This window comes from Cryobacterium sp. SO2, assembly GCF_026151165.2.
In the GTDB taxonomy this organism is placed as follows: domain Bacteria; phylum Actinomycetota; class Actinomycetes; order Actinomycetales; family Microbacteriaceae; genus Cryobacterium.
Genome location: NZ_CP117849.1, coordinates 2,501,084 through 2,525,410 on the forward strand (window position 1 = coordinate 2,501,084; position 24,327 = coordinate 2,525,410).

A 24,327-nucleotide genomic window follows, 5' to 3' on the forward strand; every position below is an offset into this window, starting at 1 on the left:
GCGAAGGCGGGGAGAGCGCTTAGATCTTGACCGACGGATGGGTCGCTGTCGGCGGCGCCGCCACTTCCTTGCGCTTCTTGCCCCGGGAGAACATCGACCAGTCCTTGCTGGTCTGATCGAGGATGACGGCAATCAGGACCACGAGGCCGGTGACGATCTGCTCGTAGAAGCTGGGGACATTCAGCAGGACCAGGCCGTTGGTGAGTGCGCCGAGGATCAGCGCGCCGACTAGGGTTCCCGCGATGCGGCCCTCGCCCCCCATCAAGTTGGCCCCGCCGATGACGGCTGCCGCGATGGCGGTCAATTGGTAGGAAGCGCCGGCGTCCGGCTGCGCCGCATTGATTCGAGCAACGATGACCAGGCCGCCCAGTGCAGAGAGCCCACCGGCGATCGCGTACACCGCAATCTTCACGCGGTGCACTCGCACGCCGGAGAGCCAGGCGGTTTCTTCGCTGCCGCCGACCGCGATCACGTTCTGACCGAAGACTGTTTTCCGCAGCAGCAACCAGGCGCCGATTGCCACGACCGCGACGACGATGACCACGACCGGGATGCCGAAGACGTAGCTGTTGAGGATCATCACAAACTCGGCCGGGATGTCGTAGACCGGTCGGCCGTTCGTGGCCACGTAGGCGCAGCCCTGGAACACGCTCATGGTGCCGAGGGTGGCGATGAAGGGTGGCAGCCGCAGTTTTGTGACCAGCAAACCGTTGATGACGCCGCAGAGGATGCCGAGGAAAATACCCAGCAGGAGCCCGAGCATGGCCGGAACACCCTCGTTGACCATCAGGTTTGCGCTGACGATCCCCACGAAACTCGCGATGGCGCCGACGGAGAGGTCGATACCCGCGGTGATGATGACGAAGGTGAGGCCGATACCGATGATCGCGTTCACGCTCGCCGATACCGCAACGTCGCGGAGGTTGTTGACCGTGAGGAAGTTCGGGTTCAGAGACCCCAGCACGGCGAACAGGACGATGGCTGCCAGGTAGATGCCGACGGCTTGGAGGTTGATTTTGCGCTTCGGTCGGACTGCGGCCGGGGGCGGGAGAGTCATTTCTGTCCTTTCGGTACACCCATGGCGCTTGCCACGATGCTGTGTTCGTTGATGTCGTCGTCGGTGTGTTCCGAGACGAACTGGCCCGCTTTCATGACGAGTACCCGGTCCGCGATGGAGATCACTTCCGGAAGGTCGCTGGAAACGACGATGATGGCGTGGCCTTCGGAGGCGAGTCGGTCGATGAGCTCGTAGATCTCGACCTTGCCGCCGACGTCGACGCCCTTGGTCGGCTCATCGAAGAGGAAAACGCTGGCGCCCAGCCACATCCACTTGCCGATGACGATCTTCTGCTGGTTGCCACCGGAGAACTGGCGGGCATTGAGCCGCACGTTCGCCGGTCGCAGCGACATGCTCTTGCCCATCGCTTCGGCCGTCTCGACTTGCCGGCGGGCGCTGATGAACGGCCCGAAGACGTTGAGCTGCTTATCCGCCGTGAGGGAGATGTTGGCGAACGCCGGCGTTTGCAGGATGAGGCCCTGGTGTTTGCGGTCTTCGGGGATGAACGCGATGCCGGCGGTGCGACTGTCACGAGGTGATTTCATCTTGAGCTTGCGCCCACCGAGCGTGACCGTACTATGGGTTCCTTCATCGGCGTGGATGAGTGCGCGCAGGAACTCGGTGCGCCCCGACCCGACGAGGCCGGCGATGCCGACGACCTCGCCGCGTCGCACGGAGATCGACAGCGGGCCGACCCCGGAGGGGTGGGTCACGTCCGTCGCTTCGAAATACACTTCGGCGTCGGGTTTGACCGGGTGTTGCCGCACGAAGGAGAGCAGTTCGCGGCCTACCATCCGACGGACGATGTCCTCGGATGAGGTCTGGTGGATCGGAGCGTCAAAGACCGGTTTGCCGTCGCGGAGAACCACGACAGTGTCGGACACGCTCATGACTTCCGGCATTTTATGTGACACGTAGATCACGCCGACGCCCCGCCCGTGAGCGATTTCTCGCACCCGGTTGAGGACTTCCTCGACGTTGTGCTCCAGCATGCTGGTGGTCGGTTCGTCCAACGCCACGATCTTCGCGTCGAACGCGAAGGCCCGAGCGATGGTGAGCGCGTGCCGCTGGGCGGGGCTCAAGCGAGAGACCGGTGTTCGCGCCTCCATTGGAAAGCCCATCTGGGCGACGTCCTTAAGCGCGCGATCGATGTCCTTGTTCGCATTCGCCCGCTGGCTGCGGGTGAGTCCGAGGAGGAGGTTCTGAATGACGGTGAGCTGGGGCACAATGGCCGGCTCCTGCTGAGCAATACGCACCCCCTCTGCCAGCGCCCGGCGGGACGTGTACTCCGTCCGCCGGACGCCGTCGATGGTGATCGATCCGCCATCAGGCCGAAGGGATCCGCCCAGGATGGAGAGGAGGGTGCTCTTGCCTGCACCGTTTTCTCCGGCGAGGGTGCGCACCTCGCCACGCTCCAATATGAAGCTCACTCCGTCGAGCGCGCGAACGCCGGGGAATGACTTCGCTATTTCTCGAACTTCGAGCAGATGTTCGGCCATGAAAATCGCCTTTCAAGTTGAAATGGTCGGGCTGAACGGGTTAGGGCATGCCCTCGGCGTACTCGTCGACGTTCTCGGCGTCGATGATGAATGCCGGCACGTCAACCCAGCCCGGTACTTTCTGGCCGTCGAGCAGCCACAGGGCCACATCGACTCCGGTTGCACCTTCGGTGACGGGCAGCTCGCTGACCGTGGCGGTGATGCCGCCGTCTACGATCTGCTTCTTCGCCTGCGGGATGCCATCCGTGCCGACCAGGACAACCTCGCCGGTCAGGCCTTTCGCAGCGATGGCCGCCTGAACGCCCAAGGCCATTCCATCGTTCTGGGAGTAGAACGCCTTGATGTCAGGGTTGGCTGTCAGCATCGCGGTGGCGATTTCCTGCGCTTCGGTCTGGCTCCAGTTGGCGGTCTGAGAGGCAACGAGCTCCAGGTTCGGGTGGTCTGCCAGAGCGGTCGTGAAGCCCTCGCCGCGGTTGCGGGCGTTGGAGGAGCCCGGGTCGCCTTCGATCATTGCGACCTGGCCGCCGTCGGGCAGCTGCTCCGCGATGTAGTCGGCTGCCGTCGCGCCGATGGTCAGGGCGTCCGGTCCGACGTACACGACGCCGGGCACGGTTCCCTGTGCGTCGTTTAGGACGATTGCGGGGATGCCCTGCTCCAGGGCTGCCTCGAACACGGTGTCCAGAGCGGTGGCAGAGATCGGCGAGGCCAAGATTGCGCTGCAGCCTTGATTCATGGCGCTGTTCGCCTTGTCGAGCTGTTCGGTGATCGACGACTCGTCGGTTACGTCGAACGTCTGTGACTCGACGCCCAGCCTCTCAGCCTCGTCCTGGAAGCCCTGTTGTTCGAAGCCCCAGAACTCGTTGGACAGCGTTCGGGTCACGTAGCACAGCTTGATGCCCTCGCCGCCCTTGGGCTCCCCGAGTTCCTCCTTGACTGCGTCTACCTCGGTTTTCGCGTCGGTGTCGACCAGGTCGACGATTGACGAGTCCGAACCCCCACCGGTGCTGCTTGGACCGTCCGGAGTGGCGGTGCAGCCGGCGAGGAGGCCGACCGCGGCGATTCCGGCCAGGGCTGCGCCTGCGGCGCGTGGAAATGTGAACATTGTGATGCCTTTCATCTTTGAAGGGAAAAACACAGGTTCGAGTGCCTGTGGCAACGTCTGTGTTGCGGTCAATCGGTCGTGCTGGGTTGATGAGTCAGACGGATAATGGAGGTGGGGTCAAGCCCGCCGGCCGAGGGGTTGCGAGCGTCGGCCGGCGTCGCGCGTTAGAGCGCGATTCGGACGAGTTCGTTGCGAAGCTTCTGGGATTCGACACCGTCAGCCTTGTTGATCACATCGGTGATGTGGTCAATGCCCACGGCTTTCAACTTGTCGAGGAGCAGGGCCATCGTGGCGAGGTTCGCCTCGGCCTCTGCCTCGGCCTCTTCGCGGATCGGGAAGGTGTCGAAGTAAATCACGCCGTCGTAGTCATAGCGCAAGAGGTAATAGAGGAACTCGAGGGTCTCGAACGGGTGGATCGACGCGACCATGAGGCCGTCGTCGTGCGCGTTGTTCCCGTCGTTGAGGTGGACACCCCACAGCTTCCCTTCGGCGAGGAGCTGGGCCGCGCCAAAGCCAGGAGCGTCACCGGCCATGAGCATATGCGCGAAGTCCAGCGTCGCACCGACGTTCGGGCGATCGATGAGCTTGAGGATGTGGAGCGTCCCGCCGAGGCTGCGGACGACCGAGTGGACGCGCTCCTCGTACGGCTTGTATTCGATACTCAGGCGCACGTCGGGACGGTAGTCGGCGAGTTCCTGGAACGCCTCCACGATGCGGCCGAAGTCCTTCACGTAGTCCTTCTGGAACGTGTAGTCGAACCCGTCGAAGCCGAGCCAGACGGTGACAAGGTCCGATCCGCCGGCTGCCGCCGCATCGATGCCCTTCTTGGTCAGCTCGATGGCTTCCCGGCGCACCGCTTCGTCACGGTTGCTGTATTCGCCGTGCACGAATTCCTTGCGGAATCGCATGGCAACACTGTTGAGGGTCAGGCCGAGTTCATCGAGGAGCGTTTTCATCGCTTCCGGTTCTATGTCGACGAAGTGCTCCGGGTAGTTGAGGTCGACGTAGTCGATCCCGTCGACCGCAGCGACGCGGCGAAGGGCGGCGCCGGCGTCAGCGCCGGCGTTGAACGAGTTGAGTCTGGTTGCGAATTTCATAATCGTGACAGTAACAGAAAATGACACGTTTTGTCATTCTTGATCATTTTTGTGCAGCAAGATCGTTATTTTTGGCAATTGCGGTCATCTGGACATAAGCTCACTCTTGTTGGTAAGAGCGGCACGACTAGCGTGCAGCTCGCTGACGGCCCCGGGAAACGGGGATTCACAGTGAGGTGGAGCAGCACATGACGCTCGGAAACATCCTGGTCATCGGAAGCATCAACTATGACTTCATCCTGAGCCAGGCCCGGCTGCCACGACGGGGCGAGACGCTCTCGGCAACGGCGATGCGGGCCGCCTTCGGTGGCAAGGGCGCTAATCAGGCCGTACAAGCCGCTCGCCTGGGTGCGCCCGTGGAATTGCTTGGCGCCGTGGGTGACGACGCGCCTGGCCGCGAAAGCCGCGCGAACTTCGAACAACAGAGCGTAACCTGCATTCTCCGCGACTCCCCCTATGGAACAGGCCTGGGTGTGGTGCACGTCACCGACGCGGGCGAGGTCTATGCCACGATCTTTGCCGGCGCGAATGACTCAGTCGACAGCGACTGGGTCGAAGCCCAGCGCGAACGACTTGAACACGCCGACATGGTGATCCTCCAGAACGAGATTCCAGCCGAAGCCAACTACCGTGCGATCATCCTCGCCAGTGGCTCCGGGATACCGATCATCTACAACGCGGCCCCCGCCCGGCCTGTCGACCCGGACGTGACGAATCTGTGCTCCTGGTTCATCGTGAACGAGGATGAAGCGCAGTTCTACCTCGGCAGAGACCTGGGCGACGTCACCGACCTCGGTGCTATGACCGAGGCCGTCCGCTCGCTCCAGCGCTACTGCCCGGGCGTGATCCTCACCGCAGGTCGACACGGCTGTTACATCTCAGCTGGCACCGCGGTTCATTTCATCGAGGCCACGCCCGCACACGCCGTAGACTCCACAGGTGCCGGGGATTCGTTCGTGGGGGCGTTTGCGACAGCCCTGCTGGACGGCTCCGACGCACCCGACGCAGCGCGAGCCGCGTCACTTGTCGCCGCCCGCACCGTCACCGGCGTGGGCGCCCAATCGAGCATGCCGACGCGTGAGGACATGACCAATGCAACTGTTTTTGCGCCAGCAACTGATTCTTGACAAGGTTCGCGACGGTAACCCGGTCCATATCGATGAGCTGGTAGCCGAGACGGGGGCTTCCCCCTCGACCGTGCGCCGCGACATCCGGGCCCTCGAAGAGTCGGGCCGGATCGTCAGCCTGCGCGGCGGCGCCGTAAGGCTGGACGATCGCCCCACTGAATTGCCGGCGGCCGCAAAGTCGCTGATCAACCAAGCGGAGAAGGCCGCGATCGCCCGAGTAGCCGCCGAAAACGTGTGCGACGGCGAGACCATCTACCTCGACTCCGGGACCACCGCGACCCGAATGATGCAGTTCCTCCACGGCACGCGAGTGCACATCGTCACCTCGAACACGCAGATTCTCTCGTCCCCCCTCGGGTCGAAGATGACCGTCACACTCCTGGGTGGCGCGTACTTCCCCGAGATCGGTTCCGTCGCGGGTTCGATGACTGATCGCATGTTGAACGAGCTGTACTTCGACAAAGCGTTCCTTGGTGCGAATGGGATCAGCAAGGCGGCGGGGGTCACGACCTTCGATGTCCGTGAAGCGACCAAGAAACGCCTCGCCCACGAGCACAGCCGCGAGAGCTTCGTGCTGATCGACAGCAGCAAATTCGACAAGGTCACCCTTTGCCGGTCGCTCGATCTTGCCGAGGCGAACATCATCACCGACGCCTACGGTGAGGTTCTGGAGTCAGCCCGTTCGTATATCGTCGCGACCAGCCAGGAAGACCTGACGCGGGTCAGGCCAGCAACGCCTCGGTCTCCCGCCGCAGTTCGATCGCCTCGGCCAGGGAGTCGTCGATGATCACGTCGGCCCAGCGCACGATCTGGCCCTTGGCGACATCGTTGACGAGTTGGACATGGTGGGCCATCGCCACCGGAAGGGCGCCTGCCTCGACCGAGTGCCTGGCGGACACCAGCTTTCCCCACACCGTGTAGCCACCCTCGCCATCCAGGAATTCGCCGGCCTTGAGGTCCTTTTTCGCGGTCGCGACGACGTCTCCGTAGAAGCCCTCGGGTTGACCGGTTGAGATGCCGCGCAGGGCCGCATTCGCGATCGAAATGTTCAGCTCCAGCCCGACGTAATGGTACGGACGGTATAGCGCGGCGTACTGGTTGGTCGGGTCCGGGTGCCACGGGTATTCGGCGAAGCAGGTCGACACGTAGTCATTGGTGGCCTTGACGACCACGAAGACGCCCTCCTGGGTGTTGAAGGGGATCCAGCTTCCGTCACGGTTTACACTCGACATCACGTCGACGCTCCCGTGGTTGTCGAGCACTCCCCCGACCTCCCTGGGCCGGCAGATGGTGGCGATCTCCTCCACGTTCCCGGGGGTGAAGGACAGCCCGTTGTCGGACGGCACCAGGCGTGCGCCGTTGGCCACCGCCGCCATTTCGATGGCCGCCTTCGTGCCGTCGCGGAAGGAAGTGTGCATGTTCGGATTCAGCTGCCCGGAGTCGGTGAGTTCCTTGGAGAATTCCCAGTTTTCCCAGACGTTGTCGGGGTTCATGTCGTGGTAGTGCTCGAGGTACTTTGCGCCCTTGCCGGCGCAGGCGACCTCGAAGCCGCTCGTGCGTGCCCAGTCGACGAGCTCCATGATGAGCGCCGGCTGGTCCCCGTAAGCCATGGAGTAGACCACACCCGCCGTCTCGGCGCGCTTCACCAGCGCGGGGCCGGCGAGGGCGTCCGCCTCGACCGTGACCATGATGATGTGCTTGCCGGTTTCGATCGCACGGAGCGCGTGATGGATGCCCACGATCGGATTACCGGTGGCCTCGACGATGACGTCGATGTCTGACTCGAAAAGCTCAGCGGCATCCTTGAGAATCGTTGTGGTGCGATTCATCAGGGCGTCGTCGACGCTGCTCGCGATCTGGTCTTCCGGCCAGTCGACGAGCGCGAAGGCTCCCCTGGCTCTCGCGACGTTGATGTCCGCGATCGCCACGACGTGGATGCCGGGGATGTTGCGAGCCTGAGCGAGGTACATGGTGCCGTAGCGGCCCGCCCCGATGAGGCCGACCCGGATGGGACGGCCCTCTTTTTCCCGTTCGCCGAGGAGTTTGTGCAGATTCACGATGGCCTTTCTGGATTTGTGGTACCGATACCACTTTTGTACCACCCTCGTCTAGACTGTGTCAACCGCCAACGAATGAGGAAGCCCGTGAATAGACCGCCCACCATCCGGGATGTAGCGAAGACGGCCGGCGTATCGGTGTCGGTTGTTTCCCGCGTGCTCAACGATTCGGGCCCGGTCGCCGGCGAGAAGCGCGAGGCTGTTCTGCAGGCCATCGAGAGCATGGCCTACCGGCCTCGCGCTGCTGCCCGCGAGCTCAGTCAGGGGCGCGCCCTGACCATCGGACTTGTTCTCGCCGATCTGACCAACCCGTTCTTCGCCCGGCTGGCCGACCGGATCGTGTGGGAGGCGCGGGCGCACGGCGCCCAGGTGGTCCTCATGACTACGCAGGAAGATCCGCACCTCGAGGCGGAGTCGCTCGACACGCTCTTAGACCGTTCGGTGGGTGGTGTGATCGCCACGCCGACCGGCGAAAACGTCGGCCAGTGGGAAAAGCTGCAGGACGTCGGCGTGGACATTGTGTTTGTCGACCGAGCGATCGACGGCCTGCACGGGATAGACGTGGTGAGCATCGCGAACGCGCGGTCTGCAGACACCGCCACGGAGAGTCTTCTCGCGCTCGGGCACACCCGGATCGGCCTGATCTCTGGACCGCTGTCCACCTCGACCGGCCGCTCACGTATCGCCGGGTACCAGGATGCCCTGCGGCGATCGGGAGTCAGCCCCGAGACCGAGCTCATCAGGACGGTCCCGTTCCGGGGCGATGGCGGCGCCGATGCCGCGGCCGCGCTGCTCGCCTTGCCAGAACCGCCCACTGCACTCGTTGTTGCCAATACCGCGCAGGTTCAGAACGTCGTTCGGCGTCTCGCACAGCTCGGAACGAGCATCCCGCAAGAGCTGTCGTTGATCGTTTTTGATGACAATCCGTGGACCGAGCTCGTGACCCCACCGCTGAGCGCGATGCGCCAACCGATCGACCTCCTCGCCCGCCACTCCGTGGACACGGTTCTCGCTCGCATGCAGGGGCGGCTGCCTACCGGGCCGCGCGTGATCGAAGTCGAGGCAGAGCTGATCATCCGCAGTAGTTGCGCCGCCCTGATTCGACCGGCACATTCTGCCTGACCGGATGGCCAGACCATGAAGTTGTGGTGGCGGCGCCCCAGGGCCGACGTCGGAACCTACAAGCATCCGCCCATTGTTCCGCTTGCCGCGATCGAAAGTGTTGTCGAGGAGGGCATGCTGGTTTCTCGGCTTGCGGTGCGGATGGTTATCAAAAATTCGCTCATCGTCGGGGCCCTTCGCGAACGACTCGACTACGACTTTGAGCTGCTCGCGCTCGAAACCCGGGAGCGACTCATCCTCCTCGCGCTCGAGAACGAAACCACCGCGGAGCGTCTTGACCAGACCGAGCGGGATGGAGACGGCGCGGCCGCCGATGCCGACGTAGAGAGAAACGACTATGACATCCTCCTCGAAGAGGCTCATCGCCGACGCCCGAGCGTTCATCGCCTGCTCGCGGCAGCACTTCGCCGGGACGCGGATGATCCGACGGCGATTGCGGCCCTGATCGCACAGGCGCGAGTCGAGGCCGCAGACGACATCGGCAGTGAGGCCGTGCGTCAACTGGTCCGACGGGACTTCGGATCTGAAGCGGGGTACGCGGACGCGCGGGCCAAGAGAATCCAAAACCTCATCGCTATCGACATCGCCCGGTTGAGGCGTCCTCCAAGATAGGCGTCAAATCCGACGGCTGCTACGAAGTCGCCGCAGCACGCCTGACGCCTTGTCCTCGAAGGGCTTGTCAACGTCGACGCCGTCGAGCTGACGCGCCGTGTTTTGATCGAGCATGCTCACCCGATTCGCTGACCTGACATCTGCCCACCACCTGATCCGTCAGGTTGAACTCTAGGAGCCGGACAGGAGTGGCGTCAACAAAAGGGAATTCGACTTCAACTGGACGGATTTCACGGCAAGATCTGACGTCAATCTGGCTTGTACTCCAAGTCGGCATGAGGTTCGCACAGCTGCAGAATGCGCGACTCACTCTCCAAACGTTTGATGCCGGCAACCAGTTTGGGGCTCATCCCTTTGGAAAAATCAGGTGCGTTTACAGGGGGTCGGCATCCCGCCTTGGAAACGTCGATCCGCAGTTGTATACACTGGATTTCGATCTCGTCGCCGTCGTGGATCAGGATGGTAACAGGGACTCTGCCGACGACGGCTGGGTCCTCCGCGGTCTCCAGCGCGACATGGTTCTGTCTCAGCCTTCACAGTCCTCTGGGTCCGATTCCGGTCGAACGATGCGGAGCTGACGACGAACTCGCCTCTGAACTAACTCCCCCGTCTACTTCGTGTCAGATGTACTTTCATTAGGCGTATCACTGTCTGTGTATTCACCCTCGACTTGCGTCTCGTCGACGGCTGCTTCAGGCGACCCATCCCCTTGCTCCGAATCGGTGTATTCGCCATCACTGCCGGGATTGTTTTTCATGGGGTTCTCTCTTTCTGGAAGGGAATAGCAGCCTATGTCCCTGAACCGGCCAGGTACAGGCACTATGGCCGATATTCATCCAGCCTCGCCCGAGTTTCGTGCAAACATCACGCCTGCGACAATTGAGCGGCACGAAGGCCGGGAGCCTAACTCGGCAAGTGGCCACGGTTGGATTGGGGAGTCCAAATTCCTCGCTCTCGGTGGGCAAATTGCGCGAAGCTGATTGGGTCACGTCCAAGAACGTCGCGAACAGTCTGGGTAAGCCCAGCAGCCATTCCCATCCGTGCTGTGGTGTAAATCGCCAGGGTGACCAGGACCATGGTCCATGGCATCAAAAGGCGGCGGCGAGCATGGAGCGCGTAGCGAATCGCTCCGGGCTGGGCGTACCGGATCGGGCGCCCAAGCTCCGATGTGAGGATCTGCACGATCCGCTCGTAGGTTAGCGCTTCGTCGCCCGTCACCGTCAGCGCCTTGTTGGAGTACGTGTGAGGGTCGAGGAGAGCGGCCGCCGCTACAGCGCCGACGTCTTCTGCGTCGACGAACGCCGTCGCACCGCTGCCGGCCGGTACAACGAGCTCATTGCGGTCACGGATGTCCATGAGGTGGGTGGTGCTGAGGTTCTGGTGAAAAAACGATGCGCGGACGAAAGTCCAGGAGATCCCGCTGGTGCGAAGCCAAGATTCGATGGCGGCGTGCGGCACCACCTTGTTCTTCTCAGCGTCCTGAAGCGAGAGGAATACAATCTGCTCGACGCCCTGCCGGCGGGCGAACTCAAGGGCCGGGAGCATCTGTTTTTTAGGCTTCCCCAGCTGTGGCGGTCGCAGGAGGAACATCTGGCGCACCCCACTGAACGTTGCCGTCCACGTGGACGGGTCGGTGAAATCGAGACTGACAGCTTCCACTCGATCGCCAAACATCTTGCGGACCGCGTCACGGTCTCGCCCCGCTGCCCGCACCGTCTTGCCGGCGTTGAGGAGTGCCTCCACCACGGCGCGACCCACGTTCCCGGTTGCCCCGGTCACCAGGATCGCTTCTGTGGCTCCGGCAGTGCCCGGCACTTCGTTCGCATGCGGCATATGTGTAGAGTACACCTATGACCATTAGTCAGGACTGGGACCGGATTGATGCATCACTCATCCGCATGCGTCGCCTGTTGGAGACCCCGCGGGGAGCGACCGACGAGGTTGATCTTTCAGCCGTGTTTGTGGTGGACACGATTGCCCGGCGCGCGCAGGACGGGATGTTAACGCGGATCGCCGACATCGCACACCACCTCTCGGTGCAACCGTCCACGGCAAGCCGACTCGTCCGCTCCACTGAGGCGGCCGGCTACATACAGCGCTCCGCCAGCCCGGACGACCCTCGCAGTGTTGTTCTGCACCTCACGTCGAGGGGCACTGAACTCAATGCCAGCGCTAAGGACTTCCGAACCAACATGCTCCGCAACGCGACCATGGAGTGGGATTCGAACACCATCGCCACTTTTGCACGTTTGTTGGACGAATTCTCCCGCGCAACATCTGGGAGTACGACCGACCGCAACGGCCAATAGCTACCTAGGAAGTTCCATGGGGCTGTTGAGCAATCAAGAAGTCGTCCAGGTTAGGCAGCGCTCGATCCACCGCCTGACGTGCGTCATCCACAATTGCTGCTGCCACAACCGTCGAGGCCGCGTCAAGGCTCACGAGCGCGGTGCCCTGGAGGCGGTGGCCTGCCCAGCGTAACTGCACGCGATTGACCGTGGTGATGCCTGGCACAGCGAGCAGAGCGGTAGTCGCGCGGTCGACGAGCTCTGGCTCGATGCCGTCCATCAGCCGTCGGCCGATACTTCTCACTGTGCCCCAGAGGAGCACGATGATCGCACCGGAGATGAGTATGCCGACTATCGGGTCGGCTAGGGGGAAACCGAGCATGGCGCCCACTGCGCCGACGACCACCGCGAGCGAGGTGAAGCCGTCGGTGCGGGCGTGTACGCCGTCGGCGACCAGCGCCGCCGAGCCGATGCGCTGGCCCACACGAATGCGGTATATCGCGACGGCCTCGTTACCAGCGAAGCCGATGATCCCCGCGGCCACGACCCACCAGAGGTTTTCAAGGGGATGTGGATCCAGGAGCCGCGCGATCGACTGCCACGCCGCGACGACGGCCGAGAGTGCGACAACCATGACGATGAAAAGCCCGGCGAGGTCCTCGGCCCGACCCAACCCGAAGGTGTACCGGCGGGATGCGGTGCGGCGACCAAGGATGAAGGCGACCCAGAGCGGTACGGCGGTGAGGGCGTCGGAGAAGTTATGGATGGTGTCAGCCAGGAGGGCGACGGACCCGCTGATGAGCACGACCCCCAGCTGCAACACGGTGGTGCCGAGAAGCACGAAGAGGCTGATCTTCAGCGCCCGCACACCCTCTTTGCTGGCCTCGAGGGCATCGTCGATCGAGTCGGCGGCGTCATGACTGTGTGGCACGAACAGGCCATAGAAGAACCCCTTCAACCCGGTCGGGTGGGAGTGAGTGTGTCCTTCACCTCCGTGGTCGTGGTCGTGGCTGTGCTCGTGCTCGTGCTCGTGCTCGTGCTCGTGCTCGTGCTCGTGCTCGTGCAGATGGTGTCTGCTGGCTGAACTCATGCCCCGGCCTCCGAGTGATGATGGCGTGGGTTCGAGCTCAGCGAGTGCTCTGCTTGGAAGATCGCGTCGGACACCAGCTGCTGCGCATGCTCATTGGCCAGGCTGTAGAACACCTTCGTCCCCTCCTGCCGGCTGGTCACGAATCGCGACAAGCGCAGCTTGGCTAGATGCTGCGACACGGACGGCGGGGACTTCTCCAGCAGCTCGGCCAGGCTGTTCACCGAGAGTTCGCCGTCGCGCAGAGCGAGAATAATGCGGATCCGGGTGGCATCCGCGAGCATCGCGAAGACCTCGACTGCCAATTCGACGTACTGGCTGTCGGGGTCACGTCCGCATACGGGCTTATCTGCATCCATACGCAGATTCTTACATTAAACCGCGACGTCGCGAAATCGCAGTGACCCGCGCCATCAGTGCGAATCGCTGAGCAACGGAAACTCAACGGTGAAGGTCGCGCCTCGGCCGGCCCCCGCACTCTCGGCTCGGATGCGTCCACCGTGGGCCTCGGTGATCGACTCGGCGATCGCCAGACCTACGCCCGAGCCACCGTGAGCACGGTCCCGGCTGGCGTCCACTCGGTAGAAACGCTCGAAAACATGCGAAATGTGCTCTGCCGGAATCCCATCACCCTCATCGGACACGGCCATCACCGCCATACCGCCGACTACCGCGGCGGAGATCACCACTTGGCGCCCGGACGGCGTGTGTCGAACCGCGTTATCGAGGAGATTCGTCAGGACCTGACCGATGCGATCGCTATCCCCATCAATGGAGGCATCTCGGGAATCGGCGGTCATGGTGACTGTGAGCGTGACGTTCTGGGCAGCGTACTGCGCCGTAGCCTTGGCTACAGCATCCGCGACCACTTGAGCAATGGGCAGGCGTCGACGGTGCATTGTGAGCCGGCCTTCCTCCGCAGTCGTCACAATGGAGACGTCCTCGCTGAGCCGTGCCAGACGAGTTACCTGGTCCCCCAGCATCGTGAGTGTTGCCGGATCCGCTTCCTGCACTCCGTCGGCAATGGCCTCAAGATACGCTCCGATCGTGGTGATGGGAGTACGCATCTCGTGCGCGAGGTCGCCCAGCATTCTGGTTCTGGTCGCTTCGATTCGGCCGAGATCAGTGGCCATCGAGTTGAAGGCCGAGGTGAGGTCGTCGAACTCCCGGCCCAGGCCCACAGCGGGGATGCGCGCCGTGTAGTCCCCATTCGCAACCCGGCCAGCGGCTTCGGTGACCGGTGTCAAGGATCGGGTTATTCGGCGGGACAAAAACAGGCTAACCCCGACCGAGGCTGCCAGAGCGGCAAGGAGGGCCACGGCCAGGGACAACATGGATGCGGTCCGGAATGCTTCTTCGGCATGCATTGTCGAGTCGGCGCCGGAACCACCCATACCCATCATGTGCACGTGGAAGATTGCTGGGCCGATGCCGGCGACAACGACCCAGGCCGTTGCTACCCCGACAAGTACGACGACGAGGATGGCTCCGAGGAGGCGTGCGCTGAGGTCCCTGGGGCCGGGTGCGCGACTCCGTTTGTCGGTCATGCTCCCGCGCCCATCTGGTAACCGACCCCGCGCACAGTCCGAATGAAGACCGGTGAAGACGGATCGTCGCCGATTTTGCGGCGCACATGACCGATGTGCACATCAACCAGATGCGGATCGCTCATCCAACCGTCACCCCACACCGCCTCGATGAGCTGTTGTCGAGAGAAAACGATGCGAGGTTGGCTCGCCAGCGCTGCCAGGACGTCAAACTCTGTGCGCGTGAGATCTACCGACTCGCCGTTCCGGCGGACTTCGTGACCGGCGATGTCGATTCGTAGGGAGCCGAAAACGAGTTCGGGCGAGCCAATGTTTTCGGCCTGCTCGCTGGGGCGCGGTCGGCGGAGCATGGCACGCACTCGTGCAACAAGCTCACGCGGACTGAACGGCTTGGTCAGGTAGTCGTCCGCACCGACGGAGAGCCCAACGAGCTTGTCAATCTCTTCAACGCGCGCGGTGAGCATGATGATGTAGCAGTCGGTGAAGGTGCGGACAATCCGACAGACTTCAATACCGTCCATAGCCGGCAAGCCCAGGTCTAGAACGATAATGGCCGGCGCCCAGTCTCGAGCCTTGGCGACAGCAGAGGCCCCGTCTGGTGCCGTCTCGACATCGAACCCGTCTCGTTCGAGGTACCCGGCGACAAGCTCGAGTAAGGGCACCTCGTCATCCACCACCAGCACGCGCGGCCGTGGCTCGGGTGTCGATTGAGACCTAATGGTGGCTGACGTCATGGTCTCATTGTCCCTCCGCAAGCTTCACGGGCCTGCCGGATGACCGGCAGCAACCGACATACCCAGCAAACCTTTGTCGATAGCCCGGCTACCTGGCCGCTCATGACGCATTCCGCTCCCTCGTGAGCTTGTCCGCTTGGACTACCTGGCTCGGGAATGGGGCTACCGGATCTCGCTCATCGCTGGTTCCGTCGCCGAACCCAGAGGGGTCTCAGATGGAGTCGGCAAATGCAGTCTCTTCAACAGCAATGCGTTGACGGCAACGATGACGCTTGAGCCTGACATAGAGATCGCGGCGATCTCCGGGCTGAGCTTGATGCCAAACCCTGGATAGAAAATCCCCGCTGCAATCGGGAGGGCGATCACGTTGTACCCAATTGCCCAACCGAGGTTCTGACGCATCTTGCGAACGGTGCCTTTTCCGATGCGCAGGGCGATGGGAACATCGAGCGGGTCGGAGCGCATGAGGACTACGTCCGCGGTCTCGATGGCGACGTCGGTCCCCGCCCCAATGGCGATTCCCAGATCAGCCTGAGCCAAAGCGGGAGCGTCGTTTACGCCATCACCGACCATGGCAACTCGTCTCCCCGCCTGCTGGAGCGCGGCGATCTTCGCTGACTTTTCCTCTGGCAGCACCTCGGCGATGATCGTGTCGATCTTCAGCAGAGACGCGATTCGCTGGGCGGTGGCCACGTTGTCACCGGTCAGCATCACAACTTCAATTCCTGCATCATGAAGCGCTTCTACGGCGGCGGACGCGGTCTCCCGGACGGCATCAGCAAGGGCCACGACCCCAACCGCCCGGCCGTCGACGGCGATGAGCACTGCCGTACGCCCCGTCGCCGCTAGTTCATCGCGTTTCGGAATCACCGGTCCTGCGTCCACTCCTTGGTCGAGAAGTAGTTTGTGGTTACCGACGAGTACCCGGTGGCCGTCCACCGTGGCTCCGGCACCGTGGCCTGGCACGTTTCGGAAGTCCGAAGCCGCCAGAATCGGGACGTTCCTGCTGGTGGCATAGTCCACGACAGCACCAGCAAGGGGGTGCTCAGATTCCCTCTCGACGGCGGCAACCAGAGCCAGGAGAGATTGCTCGTCGTAGCCGATGGTGAAGAAGTCTGTGACCTCTGGTTGGCCTTTGGTGAGGGTGCCGGTCTTATCCATCACAACCGTGTCGATCCGGGCCGCGGTTTCCAGCGCAGTGGCGTTCTTGAACAGAACGCCACGTTTCGCTCCCAGTCCGGTGCCGACCATGATCGCCGTGGGCGTAGCCAATCCGAGCGCGTCAGGGCACGTGATGACGACCACAGTGATTGCGAAGAGGATAGCGGTCGGGAGGCTGGCCCCTGTGACAAGCCATGCCGCCAGTGTCAGTCCTCCGCCGATCAGCGCCACCAAGACCAGCCAGAATGCGGCTCGATCAGCCAGGCGTTGACCGGGTGCCTTGGAGTTCTGGGCTTCTTGGACTAGGGCAACGATCTGGGCCAAGGCGGTGTCCGCGCCCACCTTTGTCGCCCGCACCCTGAGTGTTCCGGTGGTGTTGACCGTTGCACCGATGACGGCTGATCCAACGGATTTTGCGACAGGCAGGCTCTCGCCCGTGACCATGGACTCATCGATATCGGAATCGCCCTCCTCCACGACTCCGTCGGTCGGGACCTTTGCGCCGGGCCGCACCATCATCAGGTCACCGGGAAGCACCTCGGCGGTGGGCACTTCGATCGCCTCACCGTTTCGAAGGACGATTGCCATGGACGGTGCGAGCTCCAACAGGGTGCGGATGGCGTCGTTCGCCCCGCCGCGTGCTCGCATTTCGAACCAGTGGCCCAATAGAACGAAGCTGGCCAACACCGTGGCCGCTTCAAAGAAGACCTCTCCGCCGCCGGTCAAGGTGACGATCACGCTGTACAGCCACCCGGAGCCCACTCCAACTGCGACGAGCACCATCATGTCCAGAGTTCGGGCTCGCAACGCTCGGAACGCACCATCGAAGAAGATCCAGGCCGCGTAGAAGATCACCGGGAGAGACAGAATCAACGAGAACACGTCATCCCGCAGACCAAACGGTGCGGGCACCGTGAAACCGATCACATCCCGTCCAATCGGCGACCACAAGATGATCGGTATCGACAAGATTGCCGCTACCAGGAACCTATTGCGCATATCGCGCACCATGGCATCCATCGACATGCCCGCGTGAGCTCCGCCGTGACCCATCGTGTCCTGAGCTGTCCGCGTAACGTGCTCCTTGTGTGCAATATCTCGGTCGGGCCCCTCGTGCGACATGGACGAGCTGTGGGTCATGCCCGTCGGCTGAGAGCCGTTGTTCATTTCCTCGGAGCCTTCGAGGGGATCGCAAATGTGCTCAGGCACCGAACGGCCCGCGCAGTGATAGCCGCAGGCTTGGACCCAGCGGGTTAGCTCAGCCACAGAAGTCTGACTGGGGTCATAAGTGACTACCGCTGTCTGGGCGACCGGATTTGCCTCCACGCGAATCGCTCCAGGCCGGCGGCCCAGCATAGATTCGGCGACGGCTTTCGAGGAAGCCCACTGCACGCCGCCAACCTCCATCACCGTTGATAGTTCTTCGGTGCTCATGGGCAGGTTCCTTTCATTGCGTTTCGAGAATGACAGGTACGTCTCTCTTGGCTGACGCTATACCCCCCTGGGGTACCTGTCAACAAAGGCCCGCGGGCCTGCGGGCGCCGCGGCATCGAAACGCGGCCTCGAGGCGATCGGGTGAATTTATACCCCAAGGGGGTATAGTGCGGAGTACCCCCCAGGGGTAAATGTGACGGATTCGACCGTCAGCAACGAAGGGAACTTCTGATCATGCTTACTGGTAAAGACAATGACCTCGGCCTCACAGACTCATCTTGTGCGTGCGCTCATGACTCACATCCAGACGTCGCCAACGCTTCACACACGGCTGACTCGGGTTTCTCTCGCACTTTCCAGGTTGCAGGCATGACCTGCTCTCACTGCGTTGCAAGCGTCACCACAGAGGTGGGCAAGGTAGCCGGAGCGGCGAGAGTCAATGTTGATCTAGTTCCTGGCGGCCTATCCATGGTCACCGTCTCCAGCAGCAGCCCGGTCGACCCCGCAGCGATCGCCGCCGCTATCGATGAAGCGGGTTACGAACTGACCCTCGAGACCCCGTGAGTGGCGTACAGGTCGATCTTGTCGTCGGCGGGATGACCTGCACGTCGTGTGCAGCGCGGATCGAGAAGAAACTGAATCGAATGGCAGGTGTCGAGGCCACGGTCAATTACGCGACGGAGAAGGCGAGCGTGTTCATTCCAGACGGTACGTCCGTTGAGGATGCCATCGCCACCATTGAGGCAACCGGGTACACGGCGGTCCTCCCCCGCCCCGTAAGCCCCTCGCCTGACGGGGCAGCCATACCCACCGAAGCCGAAAAAGAGGTTGAAAGTCTTCGCCAGCGATTGGTGCTCTCCGCGGTGCTGGCCGCACCGGTCGTGGCGCTGTCCATGATCGCTCCCTTCCAGTTCTCCAACTGGCAGTGGCTTGCCCTTGCGCTGGCCGGTCCCGTAGCGATCTGGGGTGCCTGGCCATTCCACCGCGCTGCCTGGGTCAACTTGCGGCACGGCGCGGCGACCATGGACACCCTGATCAGCATGGGAGTGCTCGCGGCACTCGGATGGTCGTTATACGCCCTATTCTTCGGAACGGCGGGAATGACCGGAATGACCATGAGCTTCAGCCTCACCACAGAACCCGGCGGCGGTGCGCACGAAATCTACCTTGAAGTCGCGTCGGCTGTCACGGTCTTCATCCTCGCCGGTCGATACTTTGAAGCACGCGCAAAAAAGCAATCAGGCGCCGCGCTGCGTGCCTTGCTCGAGCTCGGTGCCAAGGAAGCAACACTGCTGCGTGACGGCGTCGAGACCGCCGTGCCCACGTCTTCGCTGATCGTTGGTGACCGTTTCGTGGTGCGTCCCGGCGAAAAAATCGCCACAGACGGCACCGTCGTCGAAGGAAACTCGGCGGTCGATGCGAGCATGCTCACCGGTGAGTCCGTGCCCGTCGAGGTCAGCCCGGGCGATGCCGTGGTCGGCGCCACCATGAACTCCGGTGGCCGCCTCGTCATCCAGGCAACACGGATCGGCGCCGACACTCAGCTGGCCCAGCTAGGTCGCCTGGTCGAACAAGCTCAGACGGGCAAAGCGGAGGTGCAGCGCCTCGCCGATCGAGTCTCCGCCATTTTCGTGCCCATCGTGATAGCCCTCGCCCTCGGCACCCTCGTTGTCTGGCTCCTGGTCGGGGCCGGCCCCGTGGTCGCATTCACGGCAGCAGTGGCGACGCTCATCATCGCCTGCCCCTGCGCACTCGGATTGGCCACTCCGACAGCTCTACTCGTCGGAACTGGTCGGGGCGCCCAACTGGGCATCCTCATCAAGGGACCGCAGATTCTCGAGTCGACCCGACGAGTTGACACCATCGTTCTCGACAAGACCGGCACCGTCACCACCGGGCAGATGACCCTCGTTGCTGTCCACTCGACGGACAACACCACTGACGAGGAGCTCCTCGTTCTCGCCGGCGCTGCTGAGTCGGGATCAGAACACCCGATCGCCAAATCGATCGTGACCGGAGCGCGAGCGCGTGTGCAGACGCTCCCGACGCCGGAGGCCTTTTCGTCCACGGATGGCCTCGGCGTGCAGGCCGTCGTCGACGGACGCGTCGTGCTGGTCGGACGCCCTAGCTGGCTCAGTGAAAACTGGTCTATCGAGCTGCCCAACGAGCTCAGACTCGCCTTGTCCTCCTGCGAGTCGCACGGTCAGACAGCCGTCGCCGTCGCCTGGGACGGGCAGGCGCAAGGCGTCCTGGCTGTATCTGACGTGGTCAAGGACTCCAGTGCCGCCGCGATCGAGGAATTCCGTCGCCTGGGTTTGCAACCCGTGCTGCTCACTGGTGACAACGAAACCGTGGCGCGCGTCGTGGGTGCTGAGTTGGGCATCGCTGACGTTCGTGCCGGTGTGCTCCCGGCCGAGAAGGCCGAAGTGATCAGAGAACTCCAGCGAGCCGGCCGGGTGGTGGCCATGGTCGGTGACGGAGTGAACGATGCTGTGGCGCTGGCAACCGCGGACTTGGGAATCGCGATGGGCACCGGCACCGACGTCGCCATCGAGGCCAGCGATCTGACCTTGATCCGCAGCGACCTTGTCGCTGCCGCCGACGCCATCCGGCTTTCTCGGCGCACCCTGGCCACCATCAAGGCCAACCTCTTCTGGGCTTTCGCATACAACGTGGCCGCGATCCCGCTTGCCATGCTGGGCCTGCTCAACCCGCTCATCGCGGGCGCCGCTATGGCGTTGTCATCGGTCTTCGTCGTCAGCAACAGCCTGCGGCTGCGCGGCTTTCGTGGCCTCGACGTGCGGGTGACGCAGACGACCTCCCTGACTCGGAAGGCCCACCCGGTCGAGATCAGCTGAGCTACGGCTCAGCATTCCCAGCTGAACTTTGTCAAGTGCCGATACGGTTTTGGGTTATCCGCGTTTGCAATCTGGCTTGATCGACCCTGGAGGTGACATGAACCCGCACGGCAATTCCTTCGCCGGCCATCACCAACGGTCCGCCCTCCCCTACGCGTTCACGGCGCTTCTGGTTCTGGCGGCCATGCTGCTGGGGATCTTGGCCATGCACTCCATGATCGGCGGGCACGGCGCCGCGCCGGCAGCAGCCGCGTCCACCGCACATTCCGACGCCATTCCGAGTGGCACTGACGTCGGAACTCACGTGGCAGTCGCGGCGGTCGCGGCGACTGCCGCGATGATCCCACTGGTGGTGCACGCCGAAGGTGGCTTGCTCGGTTGCGCCGACTGCATGCTTGACTGCGCCGTGTGGGCGATGACCTGCGCCCTGCTGCTGGTGTTGGCGGCTCTCATCATTCTTGCTCGCTCGCCGGCCACGTATCGGCGCCTGATCGAGGCGGGCGGGCGCGTCGTCTCCCTGTTCCAGCGCCCTGCGCTTCATCTCTTCCGGCCTAGCTTGGTCGTTCTCTCCATCAGTCGCACCTAGAACCGGCATCGGCCTTCGCGTCATTTGACGCCGGCCGTCCTGACGCCGTATGGCGAACCGGTTTCTTACGCCTGACACTGAATGGAACAACAATGCCCAAGCCACGTACCTACCTCCTCACTGCCGCGGCCATCGCGACAGCACTCGCTCTCAGCGCCTGCGCTGGTGGAACCACCGAAGCCGGCTCATCCGCCGCCCCCACATCTCCCGATTCCTCTGCGTCATCCGTCGATTTCGTCGATGCGGACGTCGAGTTCGCCCAGATGATGATCCCTCATCACGAACAGGCCGTCGAGATGAGCGATGACCTTCTCGCCAAGGACGGCATCGACCAGCGCATCGTGGACCTGGCCACCGAGATCAAAGACGCACAAGAGCCCGAAATCAAGCAGCTTGAATCCTGGCTCACAGCGTGGGGCATGGATGACACCAGCTCCAGCGAAATGGACATGTCTGACATGGATCACGGCACGGACGGCATGATGTCCGATGACGACATGAACGCCCTCAAGTCCGCGCCCTCAGAAGACGCTGGGAAGGTCTTCCTCGAACAGATGACCATTCACCACCAGGGCGCCATCGCGATGGCTCAGACCGAAATCGACGAGGGCCAATACCCGGACGCTGTCGACATGGCCACGAACATCGTGAACAGCCAAACCGCCGAGATTGATGTCATGAACGACATCCTCGCCACACTGTAGAACTCCTCCACCCGGATCGGGGCCGCGCATCGCGGCCCCGATCCGAAGCGTGCCCATCCCGGATACCGTCTCCCCGCCTCGCTGAGGCGCCGATGGAGCGCGCCATCGTGATCGCAAGGACCACCATTCATGACCGCATCACCCGATCTCTCCCGCAAACAATTGCGCCTAGCTGAAAAGCACCCACGCAGTCGCCGAGGCCGCCAACCACGCCCAGCAACTTGCCGACCGGCCCGCGGCATGAAAGTCACGCTGCGGAAGCAGCTGTCTTCCGTGGTCGCTCTGGCGTTCGCTGCACTGCTCGCCGTCAGCGTGTCGGTCCCGGCCCTCGCTGTGAACCCCTACGCGCAGACCCTCGCAGCGCGCGCTGAGCGATCGGATGCGGCAGTACAGAACTTAACGACGTCGGGGAACGGCACCATCACCGTCGCGCAGGACTCTTTCTCGTCCCAGGCCATCCAGGAGACGCTGCGAACTGATGACTCACTCCCGGGCGTTTACTCCCAGACCGCTAACACCTATACGAATGATCTCGGCTCTGCGATCCAATGGCCTTTCCTCGTTGGCGTGCCGATCTCAACTAACTTCGGCCCGCGGATTCCGCCGTGTGACGGGTGCTCCAGCTTCCACAAAGGCTTGGATATGAATCCGGGCGTGAATACCCCGATTCAGGCTGTTGCGGATGGCGTCGTGAGAGAAGTCTCCCGAACCGACAAAAGCGGACTGGGTGTGTACGCGATCATCGACCACATGATCGACGGGCAACTCGTCAGCAGTTTGTACGCCCACATGACAGAAGGCACTCTGGCCCTTGCCGTCGGTGACCCCGTCCTCGTCGGCCAACTGGTGGGAAATGTCGGCAGTACCGGTCAAAGTACAGGCCCCCACCTTCACTTCGAGATCCTCCTTGACGGCGACACCCCTACGGACCCGTACGCCTGGTTGACAAACAGGGTAGGCGCATCATGACCAACCCTCAACGCGAGAAACGTCGCATGCCGCGTCGGAACCTGAATGCCCTTTCGGCCGCCGCTCTCGTCCTTAGCCTGGTGTCCGGTGCGGGCTGGGCCACCCAACCGGCAGCGGCAGCCGAGTACCCGTCCTGGTCCGATGTCGAAAACGCGCGAGCAAACGAAGCAACCAAACAAGACCAGATCAGCACACTCAACACCCTCATTTCCGGTCTGACCTCCGAGGTCACCGCCGCACAAGAAGAGTCCACCCGGCGCGGTACCGAATTTGAAGAGGCTCAGGGAGCCTTCGACGAGGCGACCTACCGCGCCACAACATTGCAGGCCCAAGCTGACGAAGCCGGCGCGCAAGCCGCTCTCTCCAGCGAACAGGCCGGTCGGCTTGCATCAGGGCTCGCCCGCAGCGGAGGCCCCGACCTTTCGTTGGCTATCCTCATGGCGGGAGACAACACCGACGCTTTGTTGTATCAACTTGGCGCCATGAGCAAACTCACGGAACGGTCATCGGCGGTCTATGACCAGGCCGCATCGGACCGGAACTCCGCCAGCGCCCTTACCGACCAGGCAAAGATCGCCCAAAACGAGCTTGGGGCTTTAGCCAAGGACGCCGAATCCGCCCTAACCAGGGCCATCGCTGCCAGCGCCGCAGTGGAGGTCGCACTCGCCGAGCAGCAGGCCAACGCGGGCACCATGCAAGCGCAACTCGCCGTCCTCACCGAGGGACGCGCCGCCACAGAAGCCGACTTCGCCAAGGGAGAGGAAGCCCGACGCGCTGCCGAGGCAGTAGCAGCGGCCGCGGCAGCAGCGAAGGTACCCACGGGCGGTTCGGGAGGGTCGAGCGGGTCCGGCTCAGACTCAGGCCAGCTCAGTGGACAGGGCTGGGCTCTTCCGGTGTCCGGGTGGATCAGCGACGACTTCGGTCCGAGACCCAACAAACCCGTCGCCGGAGTGGGCGCGTTCCACTACGGCACAGACCTCGCCGCCGGGTGCGGCGTCCCGGTCAAGGCCGCAACGGGAGGCACAGTCGTCTACTCCGGGTACCTCGGCAGCTACGGGAATTGGGTTCTCATCGATCACGGCAACGGGGTCCAGACCGGGTACGCCCATAACAGCGAGAACTTGGTCAGCAACGGCCAGCAGGTCTCCGCCGGGCAGACCATTTCGTTGGTCGGCACCACCGGAGCATCCTCCGGCTGCCACTCACACTTTGAAGTGCGAGTTGATGGCGCGCGCATCGATCCGGAGCCGTTCATGAGCGCACGAGGCATCAACCTTGGCTAGGCG

At 63.0% G+C, this 24,327-nt stretch carries 22 protein-coding genes and 1 pseudogene; 11 read left to right on the forward strand and 12 right to left on the reverse strand.

The annotated features are described in order from the left end of the window. Positions 1 to 19: 19 nt before the first annotated feature. From BJQ94_RS11675 to BJQ94_RS11690, 4 genes are all read right to left on the reverse strand, one after another. Positions 20 to 1,057, reverse strand: a complete 1,038-nt coding sequence (locus tag BJQ94_RS11675; protein ID WP_265400353.1) for an ABC transporter permease — start codon at positions 1,055 to 1,057, stop codon at positions 20 to 22. Then, positions 1,054 to 2,556, reverse strand: a complete 1,503-nt coding sequence (locus BJQ94_RS11680; RefSeq protein ID WP_265400354.1) for a sugar ABC transporter ATP-binding protein — start codon at positions 2,554 to 2,556, stop codon at positions 1,054 to 1,056. The genes BJQ94_RS11675 and BJQ94_RS11680 overlap by 4 nt, the downstream gene beginning before the upstream one ends. A 40-nt stretch (positions 2,557 to 2,596) precedes the next feature. Beyond that, on the reverse strand, positions 2,597 to 3,730 hold the full coding sequence (locus tag BJQ94_RS11685; protein ID WP_265400355.1) for a substrate-binding domain-containing protein: 1,134 nt from the start codon (positions 3,728 to 3,730) through the stop codon (positions 2,597 to 2,599). Between the two features lie 92 nt (positions 3,731 to 3,822). Continuing rightward, positions 3,823 to 4,755: a sugar phosphate isomerase/epimerase family protein gene (locus tag BJQ94_RS11690; protein ID WP_265400356.1), complete on the reverse strand. Its 933-nt coding sequence runs from the start codon at positions 4,753 to 4,755 to the stop codon at positions 3,823 to 3,825. Between the two features lie 188 nt (positions 4,756 to 4,943). On the opposite strand from BJQ94_RS11690, the gene BJQ94_RS11695 reads away from it, so the two are divergent. Both BJQ94_RS11695 and BJQ94_RS11700 read left to right on the forward strand, forming a co-directional pair. Beyond that, complete coding sequence (locus tag BJQ94_RS11695) at positions 4,944 to 5,882, forward strand: ribokinase (protein WP_265400357.1); 939 nt, start codon at positions 4,944 to 4,946, stop codon at positions 5,880 to 5,882. Next, a complete protein-coding gene (locus BJQ94_RS11700; protein ID WP_265400358.1) occupies positions 5,848 to 6,669 on the forward strand; it encodes a DeoR/GlpR family DNA-binding transcription regulator in 822 nt (273 codons plus the stop codon). Before BJQ94_RS11695 ends, BJQ94_RS11700 begins: the two co-directional genes overlap by 35 nt. Here the strand turns inward: BJQ94_RS11700 and BJQ94_RS11705 are convergent. After that, on the reverse strand, positions 6,605 to 7,939 hold the full coding sequence (locus tag BJQ94_RS11705) for a Gfo/Idh/MocA family oxidoreductase (RefSeq protein ID WP_265400359.1): 1,335 nt from the start codon (positions 7,937 to 7,939) through the stop codon (positions 6,605 to 6,607). The genes BJQ94_RS11700 and BJQ94_RS11705 overlap by 65 nt on opposite strands. An 87-nt stretch (positions 7,940 to 8,026) precedes the next feature. Here BJQ94_RS11705 and BJQ94_RS11710 point away from each other — a divergent pair, with 87 nt between their 5' ends. Together BJQ94_RS11710 and BJQ94_RS11715 are read left to right on the forward strand one after the other, a co-directional pair. Beyond that, positions 8,027 to 9,061: a substrate-binding domain-containing protein gene (locus BJQ94_RS11710; protein ID WP_265400360.1), complete on the forward strand. Its 1,035-nt coding sequence runs from the start codon at positions 8,027 to 8,029 to the stop codon at positions 9,059 to 9,061. A 15-nt stretch (positions 9,062 to 9,076) separates the two neighbouring features. Continuing rightward, positions 9,077 to 9,673, forward strand: a complete 597-nt coding sequence (locus BJQ94_RS11715) for a hypothetical protein (protein WP_265400361.1) — start codon at positions 9,077 to 9,079, stop codon at positions 9,671 to 9,673. Positions 9,674 to 9,712: 39 nt separating this feature from the next. On the opposite strand, the pseudogene BJQ94_RS11720 reads toward BJQ94_RS11715, so the two are convergent. Further along, positions 9,713 to 9,813, reverse strand: a pseudogene (locus BJQ94_RS11720) (recombinase family protein); the annotation flags it as partial. A 763-nt stretch (positions 9,814 to 10,576) separates the two neighbouring features. Beyond that, positions 10,577 to 11,506, reverse strand: a complete 930-nt coding sequence (locus tag BJQ94_RS11725) for an NmrA family NAD(P)-binding protein (RefSeq protein WP_265400362.1) — start codon at positions 11,504 to 11,506, stop codon at positions 10,577 to 10,579. 17 nt (positions 11,507 to 11,523) lie between these two features. Here BJQ94_RS11725 and BJQ94_RS11730 point away from each other — a divergent pair, with 17 nt between their 5' ends. After that, positions 11,524 to 11,982 carry a MarR family transcriptional regulator gene (locus BJQ94_RS11730; protein WP_265400363.1) on the forward strand — a complete coding sequence of 153 codons (459 nt, stop codon included), beginning with the start codon at positions 11,524 to 11,526 and terminating at the stop codon, positions 11,980 to 11,982. Between the two features lie 4 nt (positions 11,983 to 11,986). Here the strand turns inward: BJQ94_RS11730 and BJQ94_RS11735 are convergent, their stop codons facing one another. The 5 genes from BJQ94_RS11735 to BJQ94_RS11755 all read right to left on the reverse strand — a co-directional run bounded on the left by BJQ94_RS11735 (position 11,987) and on the right by BJQ94_RS11755 (position 17,924). Beyond that, positions 11,987 to 12,892 carry a cation diffusion facilitator family transporter gene (locus tag BJQ94_RS11735; protein ID WP_265400364.1) on the reverse strand — a complete coding sequence of 302 codons (906 nt, stop codon included), beginning with the start codon at positions 12,890 to 12,892 and terminating at the stop codon, positions 11,987 to 11,989. A 155-nt stretch (positions 12,893 to 13,047) separates the two neighbouring features. Then, the gene (locus tag BJQ94_RS11740) at positions 13,048 to 13,407 is read right to left on the reverse strand and encodes a metalloregulator ArsR/SmtB family transcription factor (protein WP_265400365.1); all 360 of its coding nucleotides are present in this window, start codon (positions 13,405 to 13,407) and stop codon (positions 13,048 to 13,050) included. Between the two features lie 54 nt (positions 13,408 to 13,461). Beyond that, on the reverse strand, positions 13,462 to 14,595 hold the full coding sequence (locus BJQ94_RS11745; protein WP_265400366.1) for an ATP-binding protein: 1,134 nt from the start codon (positions 14,593 to 14,595) through the stop codon (positions 13,462 to 13,464). Beyond that, positions 14,592 to 15,329, reverse strand: coding sequence for a response regulator transcription factor (locus BJQ94_RS11750; RefSeq protein ID WP_265400367.1), 738 nt, complete (start codon positions 15,327 to 15,329; stop codon positions 14,592 to 14,594). The genes BJQ94_RS11745 and BJQ94_RS11750 overlap by 4 nt, the downstream gene beginning before the upstream one ends. A 162-nt stretch (positions 15,330 to 15,491) precedes the next feature. Further along, positions 15,492 to 17,924, reverse strand: a complete 2,433-nt coding sequence (locus BJQ94_RS11755) for a heavy metal translocating P-type ATPase (protein ID WP_265400368.1) — start codon at positions 17,922 to 17,924, stop codon at positions 15,492 to 15,494. Positions 17,925 to 18,158: 234 nt separating this feature from the next. Between BJQ94_RS11755 and BJQ94_RS11760 the strand changes: the two genes are divergently transcribed. From BJQ94_RS11760 to BJQ94_RS11785, 6 genes are all read left to right on the forward strand, one after another. After that, a complete protein-coding gene (locus tag BJQ94_RS11760; RefSeq protein ID WP_265400369.1) occupies positions 18,159 to 18,488 on the forward strand; it encodes a cation transporter in 330 nt (109 codons plus the stop codon). Positions 18,489 to 18,520: 32 nt separating this feature from the next. After that, positions 18,521 to 20,782, forward strand: coding sequence for a heavy metal translocating P-type ATPase (locus BJQ94_RS11765; RefSeq protein ID WP_265400525.1), 2,262 nt, complete (start codon positions 18,521 to 18,523; stop codon positions 20,780 to 20,782). Positions 20,783 to 20,879: 97 nt separating this feature from the next. Then, positions 20,880 to 21,368, forward strand: coding sequence for a hypothetical protein (locus BJQ94_RS11770; protein WP_265400370.1), 489 nt, complete (start codon positions 20,880 to 20,882; stop codon positions 21,366 to 21,368). 92 nt (positions 21,369 to 21,460) lie between these two features. Further along, positions 21,461 to 22,072, forward strand: coding sequence for a DUF305 domain-containing protein (locus tag BJQ94_RS11775; RefSeq protein ID WP_265400371.1), 612 nt, complete (start codon positions 21,461 to 21,463; stop codon positions 22,070 to 22,072). Positions 22,073 to 22,201: 129 nt separating this feature from the next. After that, positions 22,202 to 23,041, forward strand: coding sequence for a M23 family metallopeptidase (locus tag BJQ94_RS11780; RefSeq protein WP_265400372.1), 840 nt, complete (start codon positions 22,202 to 22,204; stop codon positions 23,039 to 23,041). Next, positions 23,038 to 24,324 carry a M23 family metallopeptidase gene (locus BJQ94_RS11785; RefSeq protein ID WP_265400373.1) on the forward strand — a complete coding sequence of 429 codons (1,287 nt, stop codon included), beginning with the start codon at positions 23,038 to 23,040 and terminating at the stop codon, positions 24,322 to 24,324. The genes BJQ94_RS11780 and BJQ94_RS11785 overlap by 4 nt, the downstream gene beginning before the upstream one ends. The last annotated feature ends 3 nt before the right edge of the window (positions 24,325 to 24,327 follow it).